A 20965-nucleotide genomic window follows, 5' to 3' on the forward strand; every position below is an offset into this window, starting at 1 on the left:
ACCCAATTGATTAACCTTCAATAGCTCTAGCTTCATCAAAAGATGGGACAAACACCAAGATTACACCATCTACAATTAATCCTACTCCAACGAGAACTGCAACAAATAAAGGTTGTGCAGCTGAAAAAGCAGCCAAGAAAACAGTTAGTATACCTAAAATCAAAATCACTGCTGAACCAAGTTTTGCCATTGCCCCAGGTCTTGAAAATATACCCATTACACCAATGAATATCAGTACAAAAGCAATCAAATAAAATTGCAATCCAACAATAAAAGATAATGCATCAATACTATAAATAAATAATATTCCGAGAAGTATTGAAAGTATTCCCAATAATACTTCAATTATTGTAATATGAGTCATCATGCTAAATACAGAAAATCCATCAATAATAGCAGCAAATCCAAATGCAATTAAAGAAATTCCTGCAATAAAGGATACTGCACTTGCACTAAAAAGTGGGAAAATTATAAAAATTAAACCCAATATGATAAATAAAATTCCTAGTATTCTTTTGAAATCCATTTAAATCACCATTTTTTTTATATTAAAAACTTTTTATCAAAATTATTTTTTTTGAGAAATTAGTTTTATTTTAAATTAATTATTTTTAATTAATTTAATATTTCCTTTATTTTTTTTATTTATTAATATTTTTATTATTTTTTTTAAAATTTGATTTTTTTCTTAGAAAAATTATCATTAATTTATAGATGACAGCATAATTTTTATATTTTTTAATGAAAAATATTGATTAAATCAAAAGTTTCATTATTCATTTTATATAAAAAAAGTATTTGTTCATTAATAAATGATGGTGTTATTATGAATTTGAATGAGAAAAAAGAAAAACTTTCTGTAAAACTTGATGAAAAAAAAGTAAAATTACAAGAGAAAAAAGAACAAGCTAAAATCAATCATGAAGAAAGAAAATTAAACTTAAAAGAGTCATACACTGATAAAAAAATAAGTAAACACATTGAAATAGCTATTAAAAAAATCTATAAAGCTGAAGATGATGTTGAAAAGGATATTGCTAAATTATTAGATGCAGTTGATAAAGAAATTTTAGAAAATGAAGAAAAACCTATCGAATTCATTTTGTTCAAAGCAGAAAATAATCTAGAAGAAATCTTAATTAACGCTCAGTTAAAAATGCAAAAAGCTAAAAACGAGCTAATCAAAAATCTAGAAAAAGACATGGAAAAAGTAGCTGAATTAATATCTATTGAAGAAGATCTTTCAGTTGTTAAAGATGAAATGGATGAAGTTTCAACTATCTTAGATGAAAGAATTGAGATTGAAAAAGAAACTTTAAACATTAAAGCTAAAGAATAATCTTATCATTGAAATTTTTTTTAATGATTTCTTTTTTTATTTTTCATGGGATTTGTTACTAAAAAAAAACTAAATGGCATACTTTTAATTAATACCAATACCAATTATTAAATAAGGATTAATAATTTCATTTATTGAGCTGATTTTTTTTGAATATCAATAGTCAACACCAGATAAAGTATATGTGTTGGCATAGGAAATGGCAATATGAGTTTAAAAGAGCAAAACGAGACAATGAAAGAAAAGGTCAGAAAGGCATTTTCATTATCTGAAGATTCGGCATCACATGAGGAAATTCGTGAACGTCTCTTGGATGGTGGAAAAATAACTGGAACTAATATGTGTGTAATGGTATGTGCAATGATAATTGCATCAGTTGGTCTTAATATGAATTCAACTGCAGTAATTATTGGTGCAATGCTGATTTCACCGATAATGGGAAGTATTCTTGCTTCTGCTTATGGAAACGTGTCTGCGGACTATTCATTACTTAGAAATCATTTGATTGGTTTAGGTATGCAGGTTGGAATAAGTGTTGCTGCTGCAACGATTTACTTTTTCCTATCTCCGGTTAAAGAACCAACTGTTGAATTGCTTGCAAGAACATCTCCATCATTTTATGATGTGCTCATCGCATTCTTTGGGGGACTTGCAGGAATCATCGGGCAAACCAGAATTGATAAAACAAACACTGTTATTCCGGGTGTAGCTATTGCAACAGCTTTGATGCCCCCATTATGTACCTGTGGATATGCGATTGCAAACGGAAGATTGGACATGCTTCTTGGAGCAGGATATTTATTTATATTGAATGCGTATTTCATTTTCCTCTCAGCTAGTATGATTTTAACTATTTTAAAAATCCCAAAAACTAAGGAATTAACTGAAAAAGAATGGAGAAGACATCGTTTCCGTATGGTTCGTAATACAATTCTAATTGCGATACCTAGTATAGTGGCAGTTTATTTCATGGTACATTAAATGTTAACATAATCAACCATCACCAATTTAACTTTTCAATGTATATCTTAATTTAAAATAATATTTGATTTTCAAATAAGCCGTAGTTAATGCAAATACCTATTCATTAAATTAAAATAAAAAAGTTAACTATTGATTATATTAACTGTTAAGTTAAGGAAATCATAACTAGCAGTAAATCAATAGTTATTCAATGGTCATTCCCTTTCTTTTTTAAGGGCTTCGACCATATCAATATTTTTGAGTTTGTTTGCAAGCAACATATTAACGATTGCAGATACAATTATTGTTATTACAAAGCTTATTATTATAGTAGTTGGGGAATAATCTACTGGATAATACAGGGTATCTGAATTGGATCTGATGGACTCCAAAACATAATATCCTGTCGGAATTCCAATTAAAAAACCGACAAGAGATATGCCTAAATATTGTGTTATGAACAGTTTTCTCAGATCTTTTAATTGGAATCCTAAAACTTTCAATGTTGCCATGTCTCTTTCCACTTCAGTAAATCCTAAAAGACCTAAACTGTACAGAACAACAACTGCTAATATCACTGCAAATATTACAAGTATCATAATCAGCAGATTTGCCGTTTGTGTAAACTTATCCCAACTTTTTATTAGGTCTTCATGATCGTTGACACTTCCAACACCATCAAATTTATCTGCAGTATTTTCTTTTGTAACTATTTCTGTAGGTTTAAATGTCATATTGAGTTTTTCGGCATAATCTGGTGTGATTGTTATTCCTTGAACTGAAGGATCACCATAAATGGCTTCAACTGTAGAGTTTATCCATGTCTCATTACCATACAGATGCCATTTTATTTTATCACCAACTTTTAAACCAAATTGGTCTGCAGTCTTTTGTGAAATGGATACTCCGTTTTCTGGTAATGTTATTTCATGCCTATTCTTGTCAGTCGGAGTTATTAATTCCGTTTTATCATAAACACTCAGTACTCGTGTTTTTTTAACACCATTAACTTCAATTTGAATAGATTTTGTCATTAATGGAGTACCGTTAACTTTATCAATTATTGAATCTATTTGTGTCTGGGAAATGTTATCCTGTAGAACAAGTTGTGTTCCGTAGTGGTTTATATCATCATATTTCCAGGTTTTTAAGTCATTGACTCCATCATGCATACCAAATGCTGAAATTAGGAGTACAGTACAACCAATTACTCCAAATAGTGTAATGACGGCCCTTAATTTATTCCGGTTTATGTCTCTGATATTCCATCTGAGGTTAAATCCTAATTTGTTCCATATTCTTGTATTTTCAATAAATCCAAGTTTATTTATTTTAGGAGGCTTTGCTTTTAGAGTTGCTGACGGAGGTTCCTTGATAATACTTGAAACTGCAAAGTATGAACATAACAGTGAACCTAAAACAATTAAAACGGCCACATATATGAAACTCATATTGAATCCAGGATCCCAGTTAGGCAATGTGTAAAATGACTTCATTGTGTCAACAAAGATGTATGGTATTGTATTGTGTCCGACTATTATTCCCAGCACGCTACCAATTAATGTTAAATAAAAACCGTAAGATAAATAATGAATTATTAACGGCCTGTTTTCAAAACCGATCGCTTTTAAAGTTCCAATTTGTGTTCTTTGACGATTGACAATACGGGTCATTGTTGTTAATAGAATCAGAAGTGCAACAACAACAAAAATGATTGGAAACATCACTGCTAAAATGACATGCTGATTGATTTCATCTTGTATTTGCTTGTCGCTGCTACTGTCTTCTCTTGGCATAAAAGATGAACTATTTAGAATGTCATTATATCCTTTGTCCTCAAGCATTTTATGTATCTGATTATAATAGTTTGTGTTGTTGGTATTGGTGGTCAGTAACAGCTTGTTGTGTGGCATGTTTGTACCGGGGTATGCCTTATCTGACAAATATCCGAATCCCTGGTATTTGAAGTCTGAAATTAAACCGTTTTCTGGTTCTTCGTAGACATAATCTGGAGAATATCCGAGTCCTCGGATAGTTTTGTTTAGTGTTATTCCATTAAAGTCTAATGAGATATTGTCTCCAATGGTTAAATTCTTTACTTCAGCAAATCTTGCATCTAACCAAATGCCGTCTTTATCGTTGAAGTCAATATTTCCTCCTTCAACTGGATAATATTTTGATATGTCGTTTTTGGCTAAAAAATGCAGCGTCACTCGCGGTTCATCTTCCAAATCAGCTATTGACTTTACAACGAACTGACTTTCAATGCCTGTTGTTGAATTCATATCTTGAATGTCTTTAATAACTGTTTCATTGAAATTGCTTCCGAGTATATATGAATCTGCCATATTTGTTTCTTCATAATAATTGTTGAGGTTGGTCTGTAGACCCTGAACTTCTGATCCTATTCCCGCAAATGCAAGTAATGTTATAAATGACATTAAAAAAATGGCTATGAACTGCATTTTATTTTCTTTCATATCACGAAGCATCTTTTTAAATAACATCAAATCACCAATTTATAGCATCTACTGACTGAGGATTTTCATTTGTTTCAATGTATTCAACTTCACCATTTTTGATGTGAATAACTCTGTTTGCAACCTTTCCGAATTCACTATTGTGTGTTACTATAATAACTGTTGTATTTTCACTTTCACATAGATTAATCAGTAATTCAATAATAATTTTTCCGGTATGGGAATCCAGTGCACCAGTAGGTTCATCACACAAAAGCATTTTTGGTTTTTTAGCTATTGCTCTTGCAATTGATACTCTTTGTTGTTCACCCCCTGATAGTTCAGATGGAAATTTATTAAAATGTTGTGACAATCCTACTTGGGTTAAAATCTCTTTTCCATCTATATTTTTATCAACCACATCATTCATAATCTCAATATTTTCACATGCCGTTAAATTTGGGATTAAGTTATAGAATTGAAAAATGAAACCTATTTCTTTTGCACGATAACGTGTAAGTTCTTTATCTGAAAAATTGGTTATGTTTTCGTTATCAATTATTATTTCCCCACTTGTGGGCTTGTCAAGACCTCCTAAAAGATTAAGGAGTGTTGATTTACCACTTCCTGATGGTCCAAGAATCACTATTAGTTCGCCTTGATCAATTGTAAAATTAAGATTGTTTGCAGCTTTAACAATTTGATTTCCAGTTTTATATTCTTTTGAAACATTACTTAGTTTTATTAAACTGTTCATTTTAATACCTTTTTTTGTTATTGAAATAATATATTTTTATTAAGTATATAATCTATTTTGTCAATTCATATAATATATTTTTTTAGAATTTAATCAAATGCTTCTTGTAAAATAAAATAAAATAAAAATTGGGGTGATGCATTAATAACTAAATTTATATACTATAAGAAATTAAAATTACATTTAGTTACTAAAACTAATTTTTATACTCGAGGTGATTTTTTGGCATTTAGAGATTATTTTAAATTTAATAAAGATAAAACAACTTTCATTTTTGTTGGTGGTAAAGGTGGTGTTGGAAAAACATCCATTTCTTCAGCAACTGCTTTATGGTTAGCTGAACAAGGTAAAAAAACATTGGTTGTTTCTACTGACCCTGCTCATTCACTTTCAGATTCACTAGAAGTTCCTATTGGACATTATCCAAGAGAAATTAAAACAAATTTGTATGCTGTTGAAATTGACCCGGATGAAGCGATGGCAGAAAAGCAAACTGCATTAGAGGCTCAAAAGAATAATGCTTCTGATGACATGCTTGGGGGACTTGACTTTTTAACTGACCAAATGGATTTGGCTTCTTCTTCACCGGGTGCTGATGAAGTTGCAGCTTTTGAAGTATTTTTATCTGTAATGACTTCAAATGAATATGATGTTGTTGTATTTGATACTGCACCTACAGGACACACTTTAAGATTGTTGTCATTTCCTGAAGTAATGGATTCATGGGTAGGTAAGGCTATGATGGCTAAAGCTAAATTAGGGTCTGTTGCTAATTCATTAAAGAATATCATGCCATTTATGGACGCAGTTGACAATCCACAGACTGCTGAAGATTTAAAAAGAACCAAAGAACAAATAGATGAAGCTAAAAAAGTATTGTCTGATCCGGATAGGACTTCATTTAAAATGGTTGTAATTCCAGAAGAAATGTCTATTTATGAATCTGAAAGAGCACTTGAAGCATTGGAGAAAAATGAAATGAATGTAGATAGTGTTATTGTAAATCAGGTCATGCCGGATATTTGTGATTGTGATTTTTGTCATTCAAGACATAAATTGCAGCAAAAACGTTTAGCTTTAATCGACCAAAAATTTGCTAATCAGCATGTCGCTGAGGTTCCTTTATTTAAAGATGAAGTTAAAGGTCAGGAAAAATTATTGAACTTGGCACATATTCTTTATGATGATAAGGATAATGATGAAGTGACTCAAGAAGCTATTCAGCTTTAAAAAATTAAATAAGTTAAAATTTTTCAATTTTAACTTTAAAAATTTCATTCTTCTTTTTTATTAGTAAACCAATAATAAAATTCCGCAATTATTAATAGAAGCAGGCATATGCTGAAGAATATACTAAATGCATGACCTGTAATTAAATCATAGATAAATGCAATGATTAGCAGGATAAATAGGATTCTAATAATTATTGGCAGTTTGGACCAATTTTCTTTTACTTTGTCTAATTTCATGTTTTATCTCCAGTATTTTTGTGGAACATTGAATGGATCCCATGTTTCCTCATTGAAATAGTTGTAAGTTTCTTGTTTAGATAATGTTTTAACATTTCCATTACTTATATATTTCACGTTATCCCTATCTAAAGAATTATCCTTTTTTATCGGAATTTCAAGGTAATCGACACTTCCATCCTCTTTTGGGATATTGTATATTTTTGTATTCTGCAAATATCCTGGGCGTGTGAAAGTAACGTGGTCATAGGCTGCATGTTTATCTTTTTCATCTAAATAATTATCTACAATATAGACTCCAATTGATTGTAAACTGGTTGCTGTTCCAATAAGACTCAATCCCACTGTTAAACTTCCTCCAATCAAAGCTCCAACAATACCTTTTGCTAATAATGTTCCTTTGAATGCTATACTTGTCAATGGTTGAATATTGTCCCCAATATAATTTAAAATATTGTTTAATTCTCCAATTCCATTATTAATTTTATGCATCATTGAATTCATCATGCTGTTAATGCTGCATAATCCACAGTCTCTCGTCACACTAATGCCCTTATATGCAAAATCATCTTTTATGAATAATGGTGTTACTAAACCGGTGTTTAAATCAATTACAAAACTTGAATTTCCACCTTCATCACTTATTATTGCAGTATTGTTGTAAAAAACAATACTTGCTTTAAATGATTTAAGTGAATTAAAAATATCATCAAATACGGATGTGATGTTGTCTTCAGCATCCTGTGCTATTGGAAGAAGGGAGTTTTGTTCAATTTTTGATAATAAAATTGAGTTAACAAAGCGGAAGTTAATAATGTCACTTTCATCGTCCCCCTGTATTGATCTTCCCATATCCGGGGTCAAAATATGCATGAATGTTTCTTTCCAGTTCATTGATCCAAGAATGACTGTATTATTTGTTCTGGACCATTTCATGTTTGTGTTCATTGTCATATTGTCTGATAGTTTATCGCTTAGGTATGCTGTGTTTAATGATGTTAAAAACATTGTATATATGCTTTGCATTCCAACATTGGATTTATATTCAACTTCCTTATTGATCCATTCATCAATATCATTATCGCTTATCTTTTTGTTAATTATTGTAAAAGATTGTAAAACATCAAAGTCTCCTTTGTATTTATCACTTAATCCGTAAGTAATCAGTTCTGATTTTTCAAATTCAATACAATTTTCGGAATTGAATTTTGTCATGATATCTTCTTCTTTTAAAATGCCGACAATTTTTTTGCCAAAGTAATCGAATATTACTGATTCATTAGTTTTTGCAAATTTGATTTTATCTATTTCTCCATTAGTTATTGAACTATAACTTTTATATTCAAAATCATATATCATTTTTCCATAATATTTGGATAAAGTGTATTTTAAACCAATTTCATCGAAGCCCATTGTCTGGAATTTGATTTTAGCAATATTTTCTCCATTTTGTATATAATTAATGATTTCACTATTATCAATGAATTTATCAATATACGCACCAAATTGTTCAATATTGCTGCTGCAATTATTTCTATAAATAAAATGGGTAAAATTCGTGCTTCTATATAATATGATTCCATTTCCGGTTAAATTTTCCAATTTATAGTTGTGTTGGGCCGGACTGTTGTCAAATGGTAATAACCAGTACTTTGACCCTAAATATTTGGCAGAATATTCTGGCATAAATGATGTTGAAAATATATGTGTTTTATTTCCAATTTCTATTTCAAATAATTGGTTTTTTTCTATTCTAATAATTCCATTAATACCGCTTTTTATGGAATAAAAACTATTTTCAAAAACATATGGAAATGTGATATTCACATAATTTGGTAGTTTTATTTCATATGTGAAATTAGTATTCTTTATAATTTCCTGTGTTTTTTGTGCGGAAATCTTTATATTATTTGATACTTTTAAATCATTATTTTCAGAAGTTATTATGTAATCTCCTTCTTGGAGATTTATGCTTAATTTAGCAATTCCACTTTCATTTGTTGTTCTTTTGTATAAAATTCCATTAATATTAAAAGTTACTACATCATATGCTTTTGGCTGTCCTGACCCATCAATTAAATAAGCATTAAATGTTGTCCCATCTTTATATGACATTATCAGGTCATTTGTTATTAATGTAGGTAAAATTTTAATGTTATTTGAAACTTTGCATTCTTCATATTCTGCAGTTATGATATATTCTCCAGGATTTAAATTTAAATTAAGACTTGCAATGCCTGAATCGTTGGTTTGGCGTTTGTAGAATATGCCGTTTATATTGAACACCACTTCTTTTCCTGCTTTGCTTGTTTCTCCATTTTTTTCAAGAAGGGTGACGGAATATTTTGTGTCATTCCTATAATATTTCACAATGTCCCTGTTATTTATTATATTGGGCAGTATCGTGACGATATTACTAGCCATTTCATTATTTTTCGGGTTTATTGCAGTTAATATGTATTCACCCTGTCCCAAATTTAAATTTAATTTGGCTATGCCACTTTCATTTGTTGTTCTTTTATAAAATACACCGTTTATATTAAAATTAACCTCAGTATTTTTCAATGTTTCACCATTGATATCTAAAAATTTAGCATAATACTGCGTTGAGTTTCTATAAATCTTAAATACATCACTTCCGTAAACTGTACTTTTAATATTGATTGAATTGTTCACTGAAATCTCGTTTACTTTTGTAGTCACATTATATTTTCCACTATTTAAGTTGATAGCAATAGATGCTTGTCCATTTTCATTACTTTTCCTTGAATATGTCATATTGTTTAAATTAAATGACACTTCAGTATTGTTTAGGGGAGCCATGTTTTCATCATGAATTTCGGCCGCAAATCGAGTCCCATCTTTATAATACATTTCAATATCATTTGTTTCAATATGAATGTATTCGGATTGTGTGATTTCTGTTGTTAAGGTTTTATTTTCCAGTTCTGTAGCTGAAACAGTGCTTATTAAAAAAATAGTTAGGAAAATTAAAACTATCATGTTAATTTTTTTAATCATAGTATCAACCAAGCCTGTTAATTTTTTTCATAAATTAACACTCAAACTATGATTAAATTAATATTAATGTTTTAATTTAAAATTTAAAAAGTAAATGTTTATTAAAATGAATTTTTGACATTAATCTTTACTACTTATGACCATAATGCACATATAAGTAAATTCGCTTGTTGCAATATTTTTTAATGATGTTGAGACAATTTTTTCATCAGGGTATGAAAGTCTCTCACAGACAGTAACCTGTCGGTTTTCGCTTACACCGTTGTCAAGTAAAAACTGTGCCATGTCTTTCACTTTTCTTGAAGGAAGTGCAATAGTTATTTTTCCATTATCAATAACTTCTAAAATATCTTCAATATTTTCTCGTCCGTGAAATGTCATTACGTTAGCGTTATCCCATTGAATGTGATTTCTGGCAGCTGCAAGCTGAAGGGAACTAATTCCAGGTATCACTTCAATTTTGTCTTTTGAAAAATTTTTTTCTTTAGAAATTCTTAGAACTGTATTTAAAACGCCAGAAAATCCAGGATCTCCAGTTGATAGAATAGCAACACTATTGCCTGAAACTGCTAATTCAACACCTTCCTCAAGTTTATCAACTAAATCTTTCACATTGAATGCAATTGTATTTTTAACGTCACGGAACAAATCAATTGCACGGGCACTTCCTACTGTATAATCGCAATTTTTAACACAGTTTACAGCTTTTAAAGTTAAATATTCTTCTGCACCAGGCCCAATTCCTATAATAAATATTTTTCCAGACATATTAATCATCAATTTCTAAAGTTTGTTTAAAATTTTCCTTTAATTGTTCTTTTGTTTTTTCGCTGTAGACTTTGTCCTTTTCATCAGCTAATGTGAACATTGCTAATTCATAGATAATTCTATTCATGGATTTTCCATAGTCTGTCAATGAGTATTCTGTACTTATGGGCTTAGTATCTAAAACTTTTTTTTCAATCAATCCGTTTTTTTCCAAATCTGCTAAGCAACTTGATAAAACTTTATTGCTAATGTCTTTTCCTTCTTTAAATTCTTTAAAATGTTTTTTTCCAAAAAATAAATCTCTTATTATTTGAATACTCCATTTTTTATTAATTAAACTTAAAGTTCTATCTACTGGACAAACTATTTCATCAGGCATGAAAAATCACCTACTTATCATAATTTTAATTTTTCTAAATATTAAATATGTTGTTTATAATCTGTTACTTTAAGGTAACTTAGTTCCTTTTCAGTTACAAAAATCATTTAAATATGTTTAATAATATAATTGAGTAAAGGAGGAATTAAAATAGATACAAATCAGCAATTGGAATATCTTTTAAATTATTTGATTGATGAAAGACAGGAAAATATTGAAATCCCAGAAGATATTATTCAAAAAAAGAATTTGCTCCGTTCACTAATGAATGTAAGGCCACCAATTCCTATTAGTGAAGAATTTTTAGATGTTCAGGATGAATATTTGACAAATGAAATATTGTCGAAAGATTTGGTTGGTGTTGAAGACATTGGTGAATTTAAAGGAAAGTTAATGCTTTGGAAAGGAGATATCACAGATTTAAAAGTGGATGCTATAGTAAATGCAGCTAATTCCAAGCTATTGGGATGTTTTATTCCGATGCATAATTGTATTGATAATGTAATTCATTCAGCCAGCGGCATTCAATTGAGGCTGGAATGCGACAAGATTATGAAATTGCAGAATAAGGATGAGGATATTGGTAAAGCTAAAATAACAAATGCTTACAATTTGGCTTCTAATTATGTAATTCATACTGTTGGCCCGGCAATTCCTCAAAATTCCAAACCAAGTGAATTGGATTTTAAAAGACTTGAAAACTGTTATATTTCTTGTTTGGATATTGCAAGCCAGTATAATTTAAAATCTATTGCTTTTTGCTGTATTTCAACAGGAGTTTTTAATTTTCCAAAAGAAGAAGCTGCAAATATTGCGGTTAATGCCATGAAAGATTATTTAAAGAATAATGAAACTTCTCTGGAACACATAATTTTTAATGTTTTTAGTGATGATGACTATTTGATTTATAGAAATATTTTATTTGGTGATTAATATGAATCGTTTTGTATTTAGGTTAGATAAAGCTAAAAAAGCTATTGATGAAGCGGATTATATTGTGATTGGTGCAGGGGCGGGTTTATCTGCAGCTGCAGGTATCGAGTATGGGGGGAAACGTTTTACTGATAATTTTAAGGATTTCATCGCCAAATATTCGATGACTGATATGTATTCCTCAGGTTTTTATCCATTCAAAACATCTGAAGAAAAATGGGCTTATTGGGCTCGTCATATTAATGTTAACAGGTTTCAGGTAGGAGAAACTGAATTATACAAAAAATTATTAAAATTGGTGGAAAATAAGGATTATTTTGTAATCACTACTAATGTCGAACATCAATTTTGGATTAATGGTTTTGAAGATGAAAGAATTTTTGCAACACAGGGGGATTATGGACTTTTGCAGTGTGGTGATGCTTGTCATGATAAATTATATTATAATGAGGAAATAATTAAAGAAATGGTTGAAAAAACCGAAGATTGCAGAATTCCTACGAATTTAGTTCCTAAATGTCCTGTTTGTGGTGAAGAGATGGAAACGAATCTTAGAAAGGATAATCTATTTGTCCAGGATAAAAATTGGTATGATGCAAATAAAAGATACAGTGACTTTTTAGGTAAGATAAAGGAAAATAATATCGTATTTTTAGAGTTGGGCGTAGGTTTCAACACTCCTTCAATTATCAAATATCCTTTTGAACAATGGACTTATGATAATGAAAATGCAACATTAATTAGGATAAACAGAGATTATCCTGAAGCAATTAAGGAAAATGCATCCAAAACTATAAGTTTTGATGAAGATATGGATGAAATATTTGATTATTGGCTTTCAAGAATTCTTTAATTCATCAATTTCTTTTTTTAAGAAATCATAAATTGATTTTGCTCCAATTAATTCTTCTGGATCTTCCCAGTTTGATGGATATAAAATAAATGGTCTTGTCTGACTTCCTCCAAGTCCACCATGGCTTCCAATTAATTCTTCAAATGCACATATTTCTTCAGTTTTAGGGTCATAAAAACTATTTACTAAAATATCTGGCATATTTTTGAATTTATTGTGTCTTTTTAAATGCATTGCAGCATTTTTACCAAAGTTTTCCAATGGATTTTTTCCTTCTATTCTATCAGTATTCAAATAATAAATACCTTCTGCTCCAATAGCCATCGGACCATTGGTGAACGAATCAACCAATATGAATCCAATGCCTTTATGTTTTACAAGGCCAGGAATCAGATTTGGGAATAGCATTACTATTTCCTCATAATTTAACCTCTTTGTCCACTGTGTCAGATAAATCAATCCCAGATTTCCAGAACCTAACACTATCAATTCGGAATTTTTTGCTTTTTTGGTTGTTTGCTCTTTACTCTTATGAGTTTTAATATAGTCTAGGTCGTTTTGATATTTGGATTTGAGCTCTTCTATCTTTATGAAATCAGGTGTCTTTTCCTTTATGTTTTCCAATTTATCTGAAAAGAAATCTCTTTCCTTAATATCATCAACCTTGTTGATTATTGTTCCAATTTGTTTATTTTCTGGAATAAATGCGTCTCTAAAGTGGTCTGTAATAAACTGATTTTTATCGTAGGTTTTCATATCATCTGGAAGTAATCTTCTTACATAATTTGCTAATGTTATTCCATATCTTTGTTTAAATGTTGCACCATTTCCCTGGCCGTGATCGGATAACACTACAAATTCATAATTTCTTTCACAGCTTTTTTCAGCCTTTTCAAGTCTTTTAAATTGAAGATCAATTTGTTTTAATACATTCCAAATGTCATTATCATTAATTCCTGAATGGTGTGCCACTTCATCATAGCCCACATAACTTGCATAGGCACTGTTAACTTCACCCTTCAACATATCTGCAATCAATGTTTCAGTTGCAACTTCACGTAAAAGTACATTTGCTCCTGCTCGAATTGTAGCATAAATTATGTTTCTTCTTAATCTTGGTTGTATATTCTTTATTTTATGGATTATTTGGGATTTTATCTCAACTAATATTTCCCATAGGAATAAAATAATGATTCTTTGAAATGAGTATGATTCCAAAAAGACCACATTCAATGATTTATTATAACTGAAAGTCAATAATTTAAATCTTGATGAGGTTAATATAGGATTATCACTGTCTCCAGTAAACATATTTGTTATGCTCGTTCCTTTATCGCATAATAATCCATTTCCATCACTTATTCTCTCTTCAATTATTGGAGCGTGAGCCAATTTTCCAGAAACCATAATTTGGTTATCATTTTCCTTTTCAACCCATCTGTATGCAACAATATTTTCATTGTTTCCGTGCAATATTCCTGCCTGGCTTGCTCCAGTTTGAGAAGATAAGTCCGTTTCCCATTCTTTCAATGTATGTGAATTATCTATCCATTTTTTAACCGTAGGCATCATATCTTTATCGATGGCTTCTTTCAGAATCTCAATTGAAAGCCCATCTATTTCAAGCATTATTAAACCGGGAAATTTCTGTTCGTATGATTTTTTTTCTTTGGATACGTAGTTTGATACTCTGGAAGTATATGAATCATAATAATCAATGTCTGCTATATTGGAGATAAGCGTGTTTACTATGGCCATTAACAATGGAATTAAAAAAGCATCTGTAGCTTCAAGTGAAACTCCAGGAATTAGACAACAAACTCCATAAAATATTAATGAATTCACTATTAATGCGCCAATTCCAAAAGTCAAAACAATGAATTTCATTAATAGTCTTCTTAAAATTGGCCATAATATTGTATTGGCTATTATAACTCCAATTGTTATAATAAAAGAATTATACCAATTTCCTAATTTAAACGTATCAAATATTAAAGAAAATGCGATAATTGTCGCCATGCTCGCAATTATCATTAAAATAATTATTATGGTGGATTTGATTAAATTATGTATATTCATTTATTCTCCATTAATTTCAATATTTTTTCTTTTTGTTGTTTTGAGATAGAACTGTGTAATTTCGGGTTTACAGTTTATTCTAAGCCAAAAAGAGTTTGTTCCAAGTCCTTTACTTGTATATTGAATCATGTTTTTAACTTTATATGCTCCCACAGGATATTTGATGGAATATGAGCATCTGAATGGAGTTGTTTTAACTCCAGGAATTACAAGTTGGCCTCCGTGTGAATGGCCGGACATCTGCAAATCAAATCTATTGGTTTTTGATGAAATTTCAGCGAAATCAGGTTCATGAACAAGCAATATGCTTGCACCATCATTTGGAAGTTTTTCAAGAACCTTGTCAAAATCATCCGCTCCAACAGTGAGGCTGTCAACACCTGAAATGTTTAGTTTTTCTCCTTTTTTTTCAAGAGTATAAACATCATTGCTTAAATCAACAATGTCTGATTGTTTAAGTATTTCTCTAATTTCATCTGCACCTGCCCAATGGTCATGATTTCCTAAAACGGCAAATTTTCCGTCTTTTGCTTTTAATTTTTTAAAGGAATCTAATAAATCGTCTTCATAACCTTCTAAAATATAGGAAACGTAATCTCCCGTTAGTGTAATCATGTCTGGGTTTAAGCTATTAACGTAATCTGTCACCCCATTCAAATATTCTGGGCTGATCCACTGGCCTAAATGAATATCTGTCAGGTTAATTATCCTATAATTATGGAATGTAAATGGCAAATCATTAATTTTAACATTTACATTAACTAAATCAAAGAGTTCTGGTTTAAATTTTGTAGATCCTCTTGTTTGTGTCATAAATGTTTGAAATCCTTGTCTAATCATCATTGCTGGAGGTCTTTCATTTACCAATATTTTCACCTTATTTTTTAGATAAGTTCGTGAAACTATTTATATTTTAAAAATTATATTATAAATGTGATTATTATGCTTCAAATTGCAGTTACAGGAAAACCAAATGTAGGAAAATCATCTTTTTTTAATTCAGCAACTTCATCTGCTGTTGAAATGGCTAATTATCCTTTTACAACAATTGATGCTAATAAAGCAGTTGCACATGTTATTAAAGACTGTCCATGTAAAGAATTGGGTGTTACGTGCAATCCTAGAAATTCAATATGTATTGATGGAAAAAGATTACTTCCTATTGAATTAATTGATGTTGCAGGATTAGTTCCTGGAGCACATGAGGGAAAAGGATTAGGTAATAAGTTTTTAGACGATTTAATGCAGGCTAAAGTATTTATTCATGTTATAGATGCATCAGGATCAACTGATATTGAAGGCCAACCTGTGGAGATGGGAAGCCATGACCCATTGGAGGACATTGAATTTTTGGAAGAAGAAATTGTAATGTGGATGTATGGAATATTGTCTAGAAATTGGGTTAGATTAGTGCGTAAGGTTGGTGCTGAACATTTAGATATTGCAAAAGTATTGTTTGACCAATTATCAGGTACTGGAATAGCTATTGAAGACATTATTGAAGCTAAAAGAAATATTAATCCTGATTTCAATAAATGGGAAGAAAAAGATTTAATTGAATTAACAAGAAACATCTTAAAAATAGCAAAGCCTATGATGATTGTGGCTAATAAGGCTGATTTGCCGACTTCTGAAGAAAATATTAAAAGAATCAAAGAAAAATATCCTAATGTAATTCCGGCATCTGCCGAATCAGAAATTGCATTGGTAAGGGCTAACGAAGCTGGGTTGATAAGTTATCTTCCTGGTGATGACCACTTTGAAATATTAAAACCTGAAGAATTGTCAGATAATCAGTTAAAAGCTTTGGAATATATTAAAACTAATATATTGGATAAATATGGCAGCACTGGTATTCAGGACGCTTTGAATTATGGTATTTTTACCTTGCTTGAAAATATTGTTGTTTATCCTGTCCAAGATGAGCACAAATACACTGACCAAAAAGGCAATGTATTGCCTGATGGAATTTTACTTAAACAGGGTTCAAATCCACGTCAATTGGCTTATTTGGTTCATTCTGACATTGGGGATAAATTTATGCATGCTGTTGATGCAAGGTCAAACATGCGTGTAGCCAGTGATTATGAACTTAAAGATGGGGATATTATAAGTATTATTACACGCCAATAATACTTCATTTCTTTTTTTATCATGTCCAATAAAGATTTATTAACTAAAGAATTAACTCCTGAAGAATTTACACAATACTATTTTTTGAAAGAGGAGTTGAAAGACTTTTGCCGTAGGGAAGGATTAAAACGAAGTGGAAATAAGCAGGATTTAGAAAAAAGAATCATTCATTATTTATCTACAGGTAAACAATTGGAAGAATCAATTATCAAAGAAAAAATCACTAACAATATATCTGATATTAACTTGGATTCTAAATTGGGCGAAAATTTTAAATGCAGTGAAGACAAAAGAGTGTTTTTTGAAAAATATATTGGAAAAGGTTTTAAATTTAAAGTTAAATTCCAAAAATGGCTAAGGGCAAATCCTGAAAAAACATATCGTGATGCAATCAGTGCTTACGATATGATAATTAATTCAAAAGAAAAAACAAAGATTGATAAGCAATTTCAATATAATCAATATATAAGAGATTTTTTTGCAGATAATAATGATAAATCGTTGAGTGAAGCAATTAAATGTTGGAATTATAAAAAATCCATTAAAGGCCATAATAAATATGAAAGAACTGATTTGGAGGCATTGTTGTGAAAAAGGTTAAAATTACCGTTATGAGAAAAGTCAGGCATGATGATTTGATTGATAAATATGAAAATCCTCTGGAGCATGAATGTGATGTTGAAGAGGGGGATGTTTTCATAGCTAATGGCTGGCAAAGGCCAGATAACTTCTGTGATAGTGCATGGGAAAGTCTTTCTCCTTTTGTGATGGCTTTGGCAAATGGTGCCAGTGATTTTTATGAGGGGTGGATGAAAAATAAAAAATCTGCAATGATTTCCTGTAATGATGGATTCAGACCTGTCAGTTTCCTTTTAGAAACGATGGAAGAAGATGCAGACTAATCTTTTTGATACGATGACGGGTTTTGTAGATAAAGCTATTAATTTTTTTAAAGATGAAACTGTTTTTTCAATATCTTTAATTTTAGCAATTATTTCCTGTTTTTTTGTAAAGCCAAATGCTAATTATTTCAATTATATTAATTGGGATACAATCATATTGCTTTTAATTATAATGATTATTGTTGAAGTTTTAAAGAACTTAGCTATTTTTGAGATATTGGTTCGTAAATTACTGAACATGACTAAAAACACTCGAGGTTTGGTTTTTGTTTTGGTTTTCACATGTTTTTTTAGTTCCATATTTATCACTAATGATGTAAGCTTAATAATATTCGTTCCATTTTCTATTCTGGCTTTAAAAAGAATCGATAGGTGGGATTTGATGGTATTTTCTGTTAGTTTACAGACTATTGCCGCTAACGTTGGATGTATGATTCTTCCTATTGGTGCTCCCCATAATATTGTGATGTATACATTATCAAATATTTCCTTTACATCATTTTTTTCAGTATTGTTGCCGTATATTATTTTATCAGTAATTTTTCTATTAATATTGATGTTTTTTGTTCCAAAAGATAATATAAAGTTACCTGATTTTGTTAATGTTTCTTTTAATCGAAATAATTTTTTCAAACGTGTTTTTCTTGGTGTTGATTATTATTTGCTGTTGACATTCATTGCTTTGTTTGTATTAATAGGTAATTTGGAAAACATTTCATTTTTAAATTCATTATTCAGACATTGGATTGTCGGAAATGAGGTTATCTGTGGAGTTGTCTCATCACAAATCATTTCTAATGTTCCCTCAGCAATGCTTTTAAGTGGCTTCAGTGCTAATTATGAAGCAATCGTTGTGGGAATTAATATTGGTGGTTTTGGAACTTTGATTGCATCAATGGCTAATCTCATTTCCTTTAAAATACTTGTTCGTGAATATGGAGAATTTAAAATAAGATATTTTATTATTTTCACTGTTTTAAATCTTGTTTTGTTGATTATTTTGTTGGGATATTATTTTTTAACAATTTAAATTCAAAAGTCTATTCATTATATATAATAAAAATCAAAATATTATTAATTTTGTATAATTTGAGGGTTATCATGGCTAATGAAAATGTTGAATTGATGAGGGGTGAGCCGGAAATTGCTATTAGGAAGTTAGCTATTCCTATAATGATTTCTATGCTTTTAACCGCATCATATAATATTGTTGACGGAATTTGGGTTGCAGGATTGGGCCAGGCAGCTATTGCGGGGATAGGTTTTGTAACTCCAATATTCATGATTTTGAACGGATTCAGTGTTGGTCTTGGAAATGGTGCAACAAGCAGCATCAGTCGTGCTGTCGGTGCAAGAAATCATGAAGGTGCCAGCAAATCTGCAACACACTCTCTTTTAATATTTTTGGTGGCATCTATTTTGCTGACTTTAATTTTCCTTATAATTCAGGAGCCTTTACTTATAGCTTATGGGGCATCAGGCCAATCTTTGGCTGAAGGAATTAAATATGGTACACCATTATTTATGGGGCTATTCGCTTTCATGTTTGCCAATGGTGGAAGCGGAATCCTGCGTGGTGAAGGGGACATGAAAAGAGCAATGTATGCAATCATTGTATCTGTTATATTGAATTTCATTTTAGACCCGATTTTCATTTATGTTTTAAATTTAGGATCAGCCGGTGCTTCTCTTGCAACAATAATGAGCTCAATAGGATCAGCAATCGTTATAATGTATTGGATTTTAATAAAAAAGGACACTTATGTTGATGTCACATTCAAAGGATTTAAATTTGAATCTCATATTGCCCGTGATATTTTGAAAGTCGGAATTCCATCCTCTCTGGATATGCTGATGATGTCAATTGCAATGAGTTTTTATTTGATATTTATTTCATCAGTTGGTGGTGAATATGGTATAGCAGCATTCACTTCGGGTCAAAGATTATATTTATTTGGTATAATGCCATTAACTGCTGTTGGAAGTGCTGTTGCTGCTGTCAGCGGAAGTTCTTATGGTGCCAATAACTGGGAATACCTGTCAAGAACCCACACTTACGGTACAAAATTTGCAATGATTATTGCAATTGCAATCCTGCTTATTTTAGTAATATTTGCTCCTCAATTATCAATGATTTTTGCATATACTCCTGAAACTGCTCCGCTTATTCCTGAAATCACAAACTTTTTAAGAATTGCATCATTCGGTTTGCTTTTGGTTGGTATAGGTATGCCTTCAAGCTTTATGTATCAGGGTATTGGTCGTGGTACAACCAGTTTGATTTGGACTATTATTCGTGAGCTGATTTTCACTGTAAGTTTTACTTATATATTTGGAATTATATTAAATTGGGGTTTAACTGGAATATGGGTAGGTCTTGCTATTGGTAGGATATTAGCATCTATTTTAAACTTTATTTATGCTAAATATACTCTTAAAAAGTTAAAAACAATAATGAATTAATTTTCAATCCGTTTCATTCGTCAAGTAAATCTGCCACTTTGTTTGCGATAAACACACAGCAGTCAACACAAGGTGATTTATCTTCACCATTTTTACTTATTTTATCGCATCTGACAGTACCATATTCTTCCTTAAATGTATTAAAAATCTCTTTAGCATTGGATTTAATATTTGAAGGATCATCGTTTAATATTCCATTTGCAATTAATGCACCTGTAACTGCACCGCAAGTTCCTTCATCAAAAGTTCCACCCATTCCACCTGCAAATCCACATGCTAATTTTACCATTTTCTTTTGGCTGATGTCTGCTCCTGCAATTTCACAAAGCCCCATTAAAGTTGATTCAGAGCAACTTTTAAATGCCCTATATTCTCTAATTTTTTCCTCTAAAATTTTTTTGTCAAGTTTCATAATGCAATCTCCTTAATTAATTATATTAACTAATA

The 20965-nt window shown here is 30.5% G+C and carries 20 protein-coding genes; 10 read left to right on the plus strand and 10 right to left on the minus strand.

Features of this window, described 5'->3' with window-relative positions:
- Positions 1 to 10: 10 nt before the first annotated feature.
- Positions 11 to 526, minus strand: coding sequence for a DUF308 domain-containing protein (locus SM9_RS00655; RefSeq protein WP_058738305.1), 516 nt, complete (start codon positions 524 to 526; stop codon positions 11 to 13).
- A 300-nt stretch (positions 527 to 826) separates the two neighbouring features.
- On the opposite strand from SM9_RS00655, the gene SM9_RS00660 reads away from it, so the two are divergent.
- The gene (locus SM9_RS00660) at positions 827 to 1339 is read left to right on the plus strand and encodes a hypothetical protein (RefSeq protein WP_058738306.1); all 513 of its coding nucleotides are present in this window, start codon (positions 827 to 829) and stop codon (positions 1337 to 1339) included.
- A 207-nt stretch (positions 1340 to 1546) separates the two neighbouring features.
- Positions 1547 to 2320, plus strand: a complete 774-nt coding sequence (locus SM9_RS00665; protein ID WP_058738307.1) for a DUF389 domain-containing protein — start codon at positions 1547 to 1549, stop codon at positions 2318 to 2320.
- 197 nt (positions 2321 to 2517) lie between these two features.
- Here the strand turns inward: SM9_RS00665 and SM9_RS00670 are convergent, their stop codons facing one another.
- Positions 2518 to 4809, minus strand: a complete 2292-nt coding sequence (locus SM9_RS00670) for an ABC transporter permease (protein ID WP_058738308.1) — start codon at positions 4807 to 4809, stop codon at positions 2518 to 2520.
- Positions 4810 to 4813: 4 nt separating this feature from the next.
- Complete coding sequence (locus SM9_RS00675; RefSeq protein WP_058738309.1) at positions 4814 to 5518, minus strand: ABC transporter ATP-binding protein; 705 nt, start codon at positions 5516 to 5518, stop codon at positions 4814 to 4816.
- A gap of 222 nt (positions 5519 to 5740) precedes the next feature.
- On the opposite strand from SM9_RS00675, the gene SM9_RS00680 reads away from it, so the two are divergent.
- Positions 5741 to 6748 (plus strand): ArsA family ATPase, encoded by a 1008-nt coding sequence (locus SM9_RS00680; protein ID WP_058738310.1) that lies wholly within the window; start codon positions 5741 to 5743, stop codon positions 6746 to 6748.
- A gap of 44 nt (positions 6749 to 6792) precedes the next feature.
- On the opposite strand, the gene SM9_RS00685 is transcribed toward SM9_RS00680, so the two are convergent.
- The 4 genes from SM9_RS00685 to SM9_RS00700 form a co-directional block, all read right to left on the minus strand.
- Positions 6793 to 6987 (minus strand): hypothetical protein, encoded by a 195-nt coding sequence (locus SM9_RS00685; protein ID WP_058738311.1) that lies wholly within the window; start codon positions 6985 to 6987, stop codon positions 6793 to 6795.
- Positions 6988 to 6990: 3 nt separating this feature from the next.
- Entirely contained in the window at positions 6991 to 10008 is a 3018-nt protein-coding gene (locus tag SM9_RS00690; RefSeq protein ID WP_058738312.1) for a hypothetical protein, read from the minus strand.
- Between the two features lie 120 nt (positions 10009 to 10128).
- A complete protein-coding gene (locus SM9_RS00695) occupies positions 10129 to 10776 on the minus strand; it encodes a cobalt-precorrin-7 (C(5))-methyltransferase (protein WP_058738313.1) in 648 nt (215 codons plus the stop codon).
- Between the two features lies 1 nt (position 10777).
- Positions 10778 to 11155: a winged helix-turn-helix transcriptional regulator gene (locus SM9_RS00700; RefSeq protein ID WP_058738314.1), complete on the minus strand. Its 378-nt coding sequence runs from the start codon at positions 11153 to 11155 to the stop codon at positions 10778 to 10780.
- Between the two features lie 129 nt (positions 11156 to 11284).
- Between SM9_RS00700 and SM9_RS00705 the strand changes: the two genes are divergently transcribed.
- Positions 11285 to 12088: a protein-ADP-ribose hydrolase gene (locus tag SM9_RS00705; RefSeq protein WP_198144395.1), complete on the plus strand. Its 804-nt coding sequence runs from the start codon at positions 11285 to 11287 to the stop codon at positions 12086 to 12088.
- A gap of 1 nt (position 12089) precedes the next feature.
- Positions 12090 to 12941, plus strand: coding sequence for an SIR2 family NAD-dependent protein deacylase (locus SM9_RS00710; RefSeq protein WP_058738315.1), 852 nt, complete (start codon positions 12090 to 12092; stop codon positions 12939 to 12941).
- Here SM9_RS00710 and SM9_RS00715 read toward each other — a convergent pair.
- Positions 12927 to 15020: a phage holin family protein gene (locus tag SM9_RS00715; protein WP_058738316.1), complete on the minus strand. Its 2094-nt coding sequence runs from the start codon at positions 15018 to 15020 to the stop codon at positions 12927 to 12929. The two genes, SM9_RS00710 and SM9_RS00715, sit on opposite strands and share 15 nt — an antisense overlap.
- Positions 15021 to 15887, minus strand: a complete 867-nt coding sequence (locus SM9_RS00720; protein ID WP_157064615.1) for a metallophosphoesterase — start codon at positions 15885 to 15887, stop codon at positions 15021 to 15023.
- 75 nt (positions 15888 to 15962) lie between these two features.
- Between SM9_RS00720 and SM9_RS00725 the strand changes: the two genes are divergently transcribed.
- From SM9_RS00725 to SM9_RS00745, 5 genes are all read left to right on the plus strand, one after another.
- Positions 15963 to 17153: a redox-regulated ATPase YchF gene (locus tag SM9_RS00725; protein WP_058738317.1), complete on the plus strand. Its 1191-nt coding sequence runs from the start codon at positions 15963 to 15965 to the stop codon at positions 17151 to 17153.
- A 21-nt stretch (positions 17154 to 17174) separates the two neighbouring features.
- Positions 17175 to 17744, plus strand: a complete 570-nt coding sequence (locus SM9_RS00730) for a DUF6434 domain-containing protein (protein WP_058738318.1) — start codon at positions 17175 to 17177, stop codon at positions 17742 to 17744.
- Positions 17741 to 18055 (plus strand): TIGR04076 family protein, encoded by a 315-nt coding sequence (locus SM9_RS00735; protein ID WP_058738319.1) that lies wholly within the window; start codon positions 17741 to 17743, stop codon positions 18053 to 18055. The genes SM9_RS00730 and SM9_RS00735 overlap by 4 nt, the downstream gene beginning before the upstream one ends.
- Positions 18045 to 19085 carry an SLC13 family permease gene (locus SM9_RS00740; protein ID WP_058738320.1) on the plus strand — a complete coding sequence of 347 codons (1041 nt, stop codon included), beginning with the start codon at positions 18045 to 18047 and terminating at the stop codon, positions 19083 to 19085. The genes SM9_RS00735 and SM9_RS00740 overlap by 11 nt, the downstream gene beginning before the upstream one ends.
- Positions 19086 to 19156: 71 nt before the next feature.
- Positions 19157 to 20518, plus strand: coding sequence for an MATE family efflux transporter (locus tag SM9_RS00745; protein WP_058738321.1), 1362 nt, complete (start codon positions 19157 to 19159; stop codon positions 20516 to 20518).
- Positions 20519 to 20531: 13 nt separating this feature from the next.
- Here SM9_RS00745 and SM9_RS00750 read toward each other — a convergent pair whose 3' ends face one another.
- Complete coding sequence (locus tag SM9_RS00750; RefSeq protein ID WP_058738322.1) at positions 20532 to 20930, minus strand: C-GCAxxG-C-C family protein; 399 nt, start codon at positions 20928 to 20930, stop codon at positions 20532 to 20534.
- Positions 20931 to 20965: the final 35 nt, after the last annotated feature.

The sequence above is a fragment of the Methanobrevibacter millerae genome (genome assembly GCF_001477655.1).
Taxonomy (GTDB): Archaea; Methanobacteriota; Methanobacteria; order Methanobacteriales; family Methanobacteriaceae; genus Methanocatella; species Methanocatella millerae_A.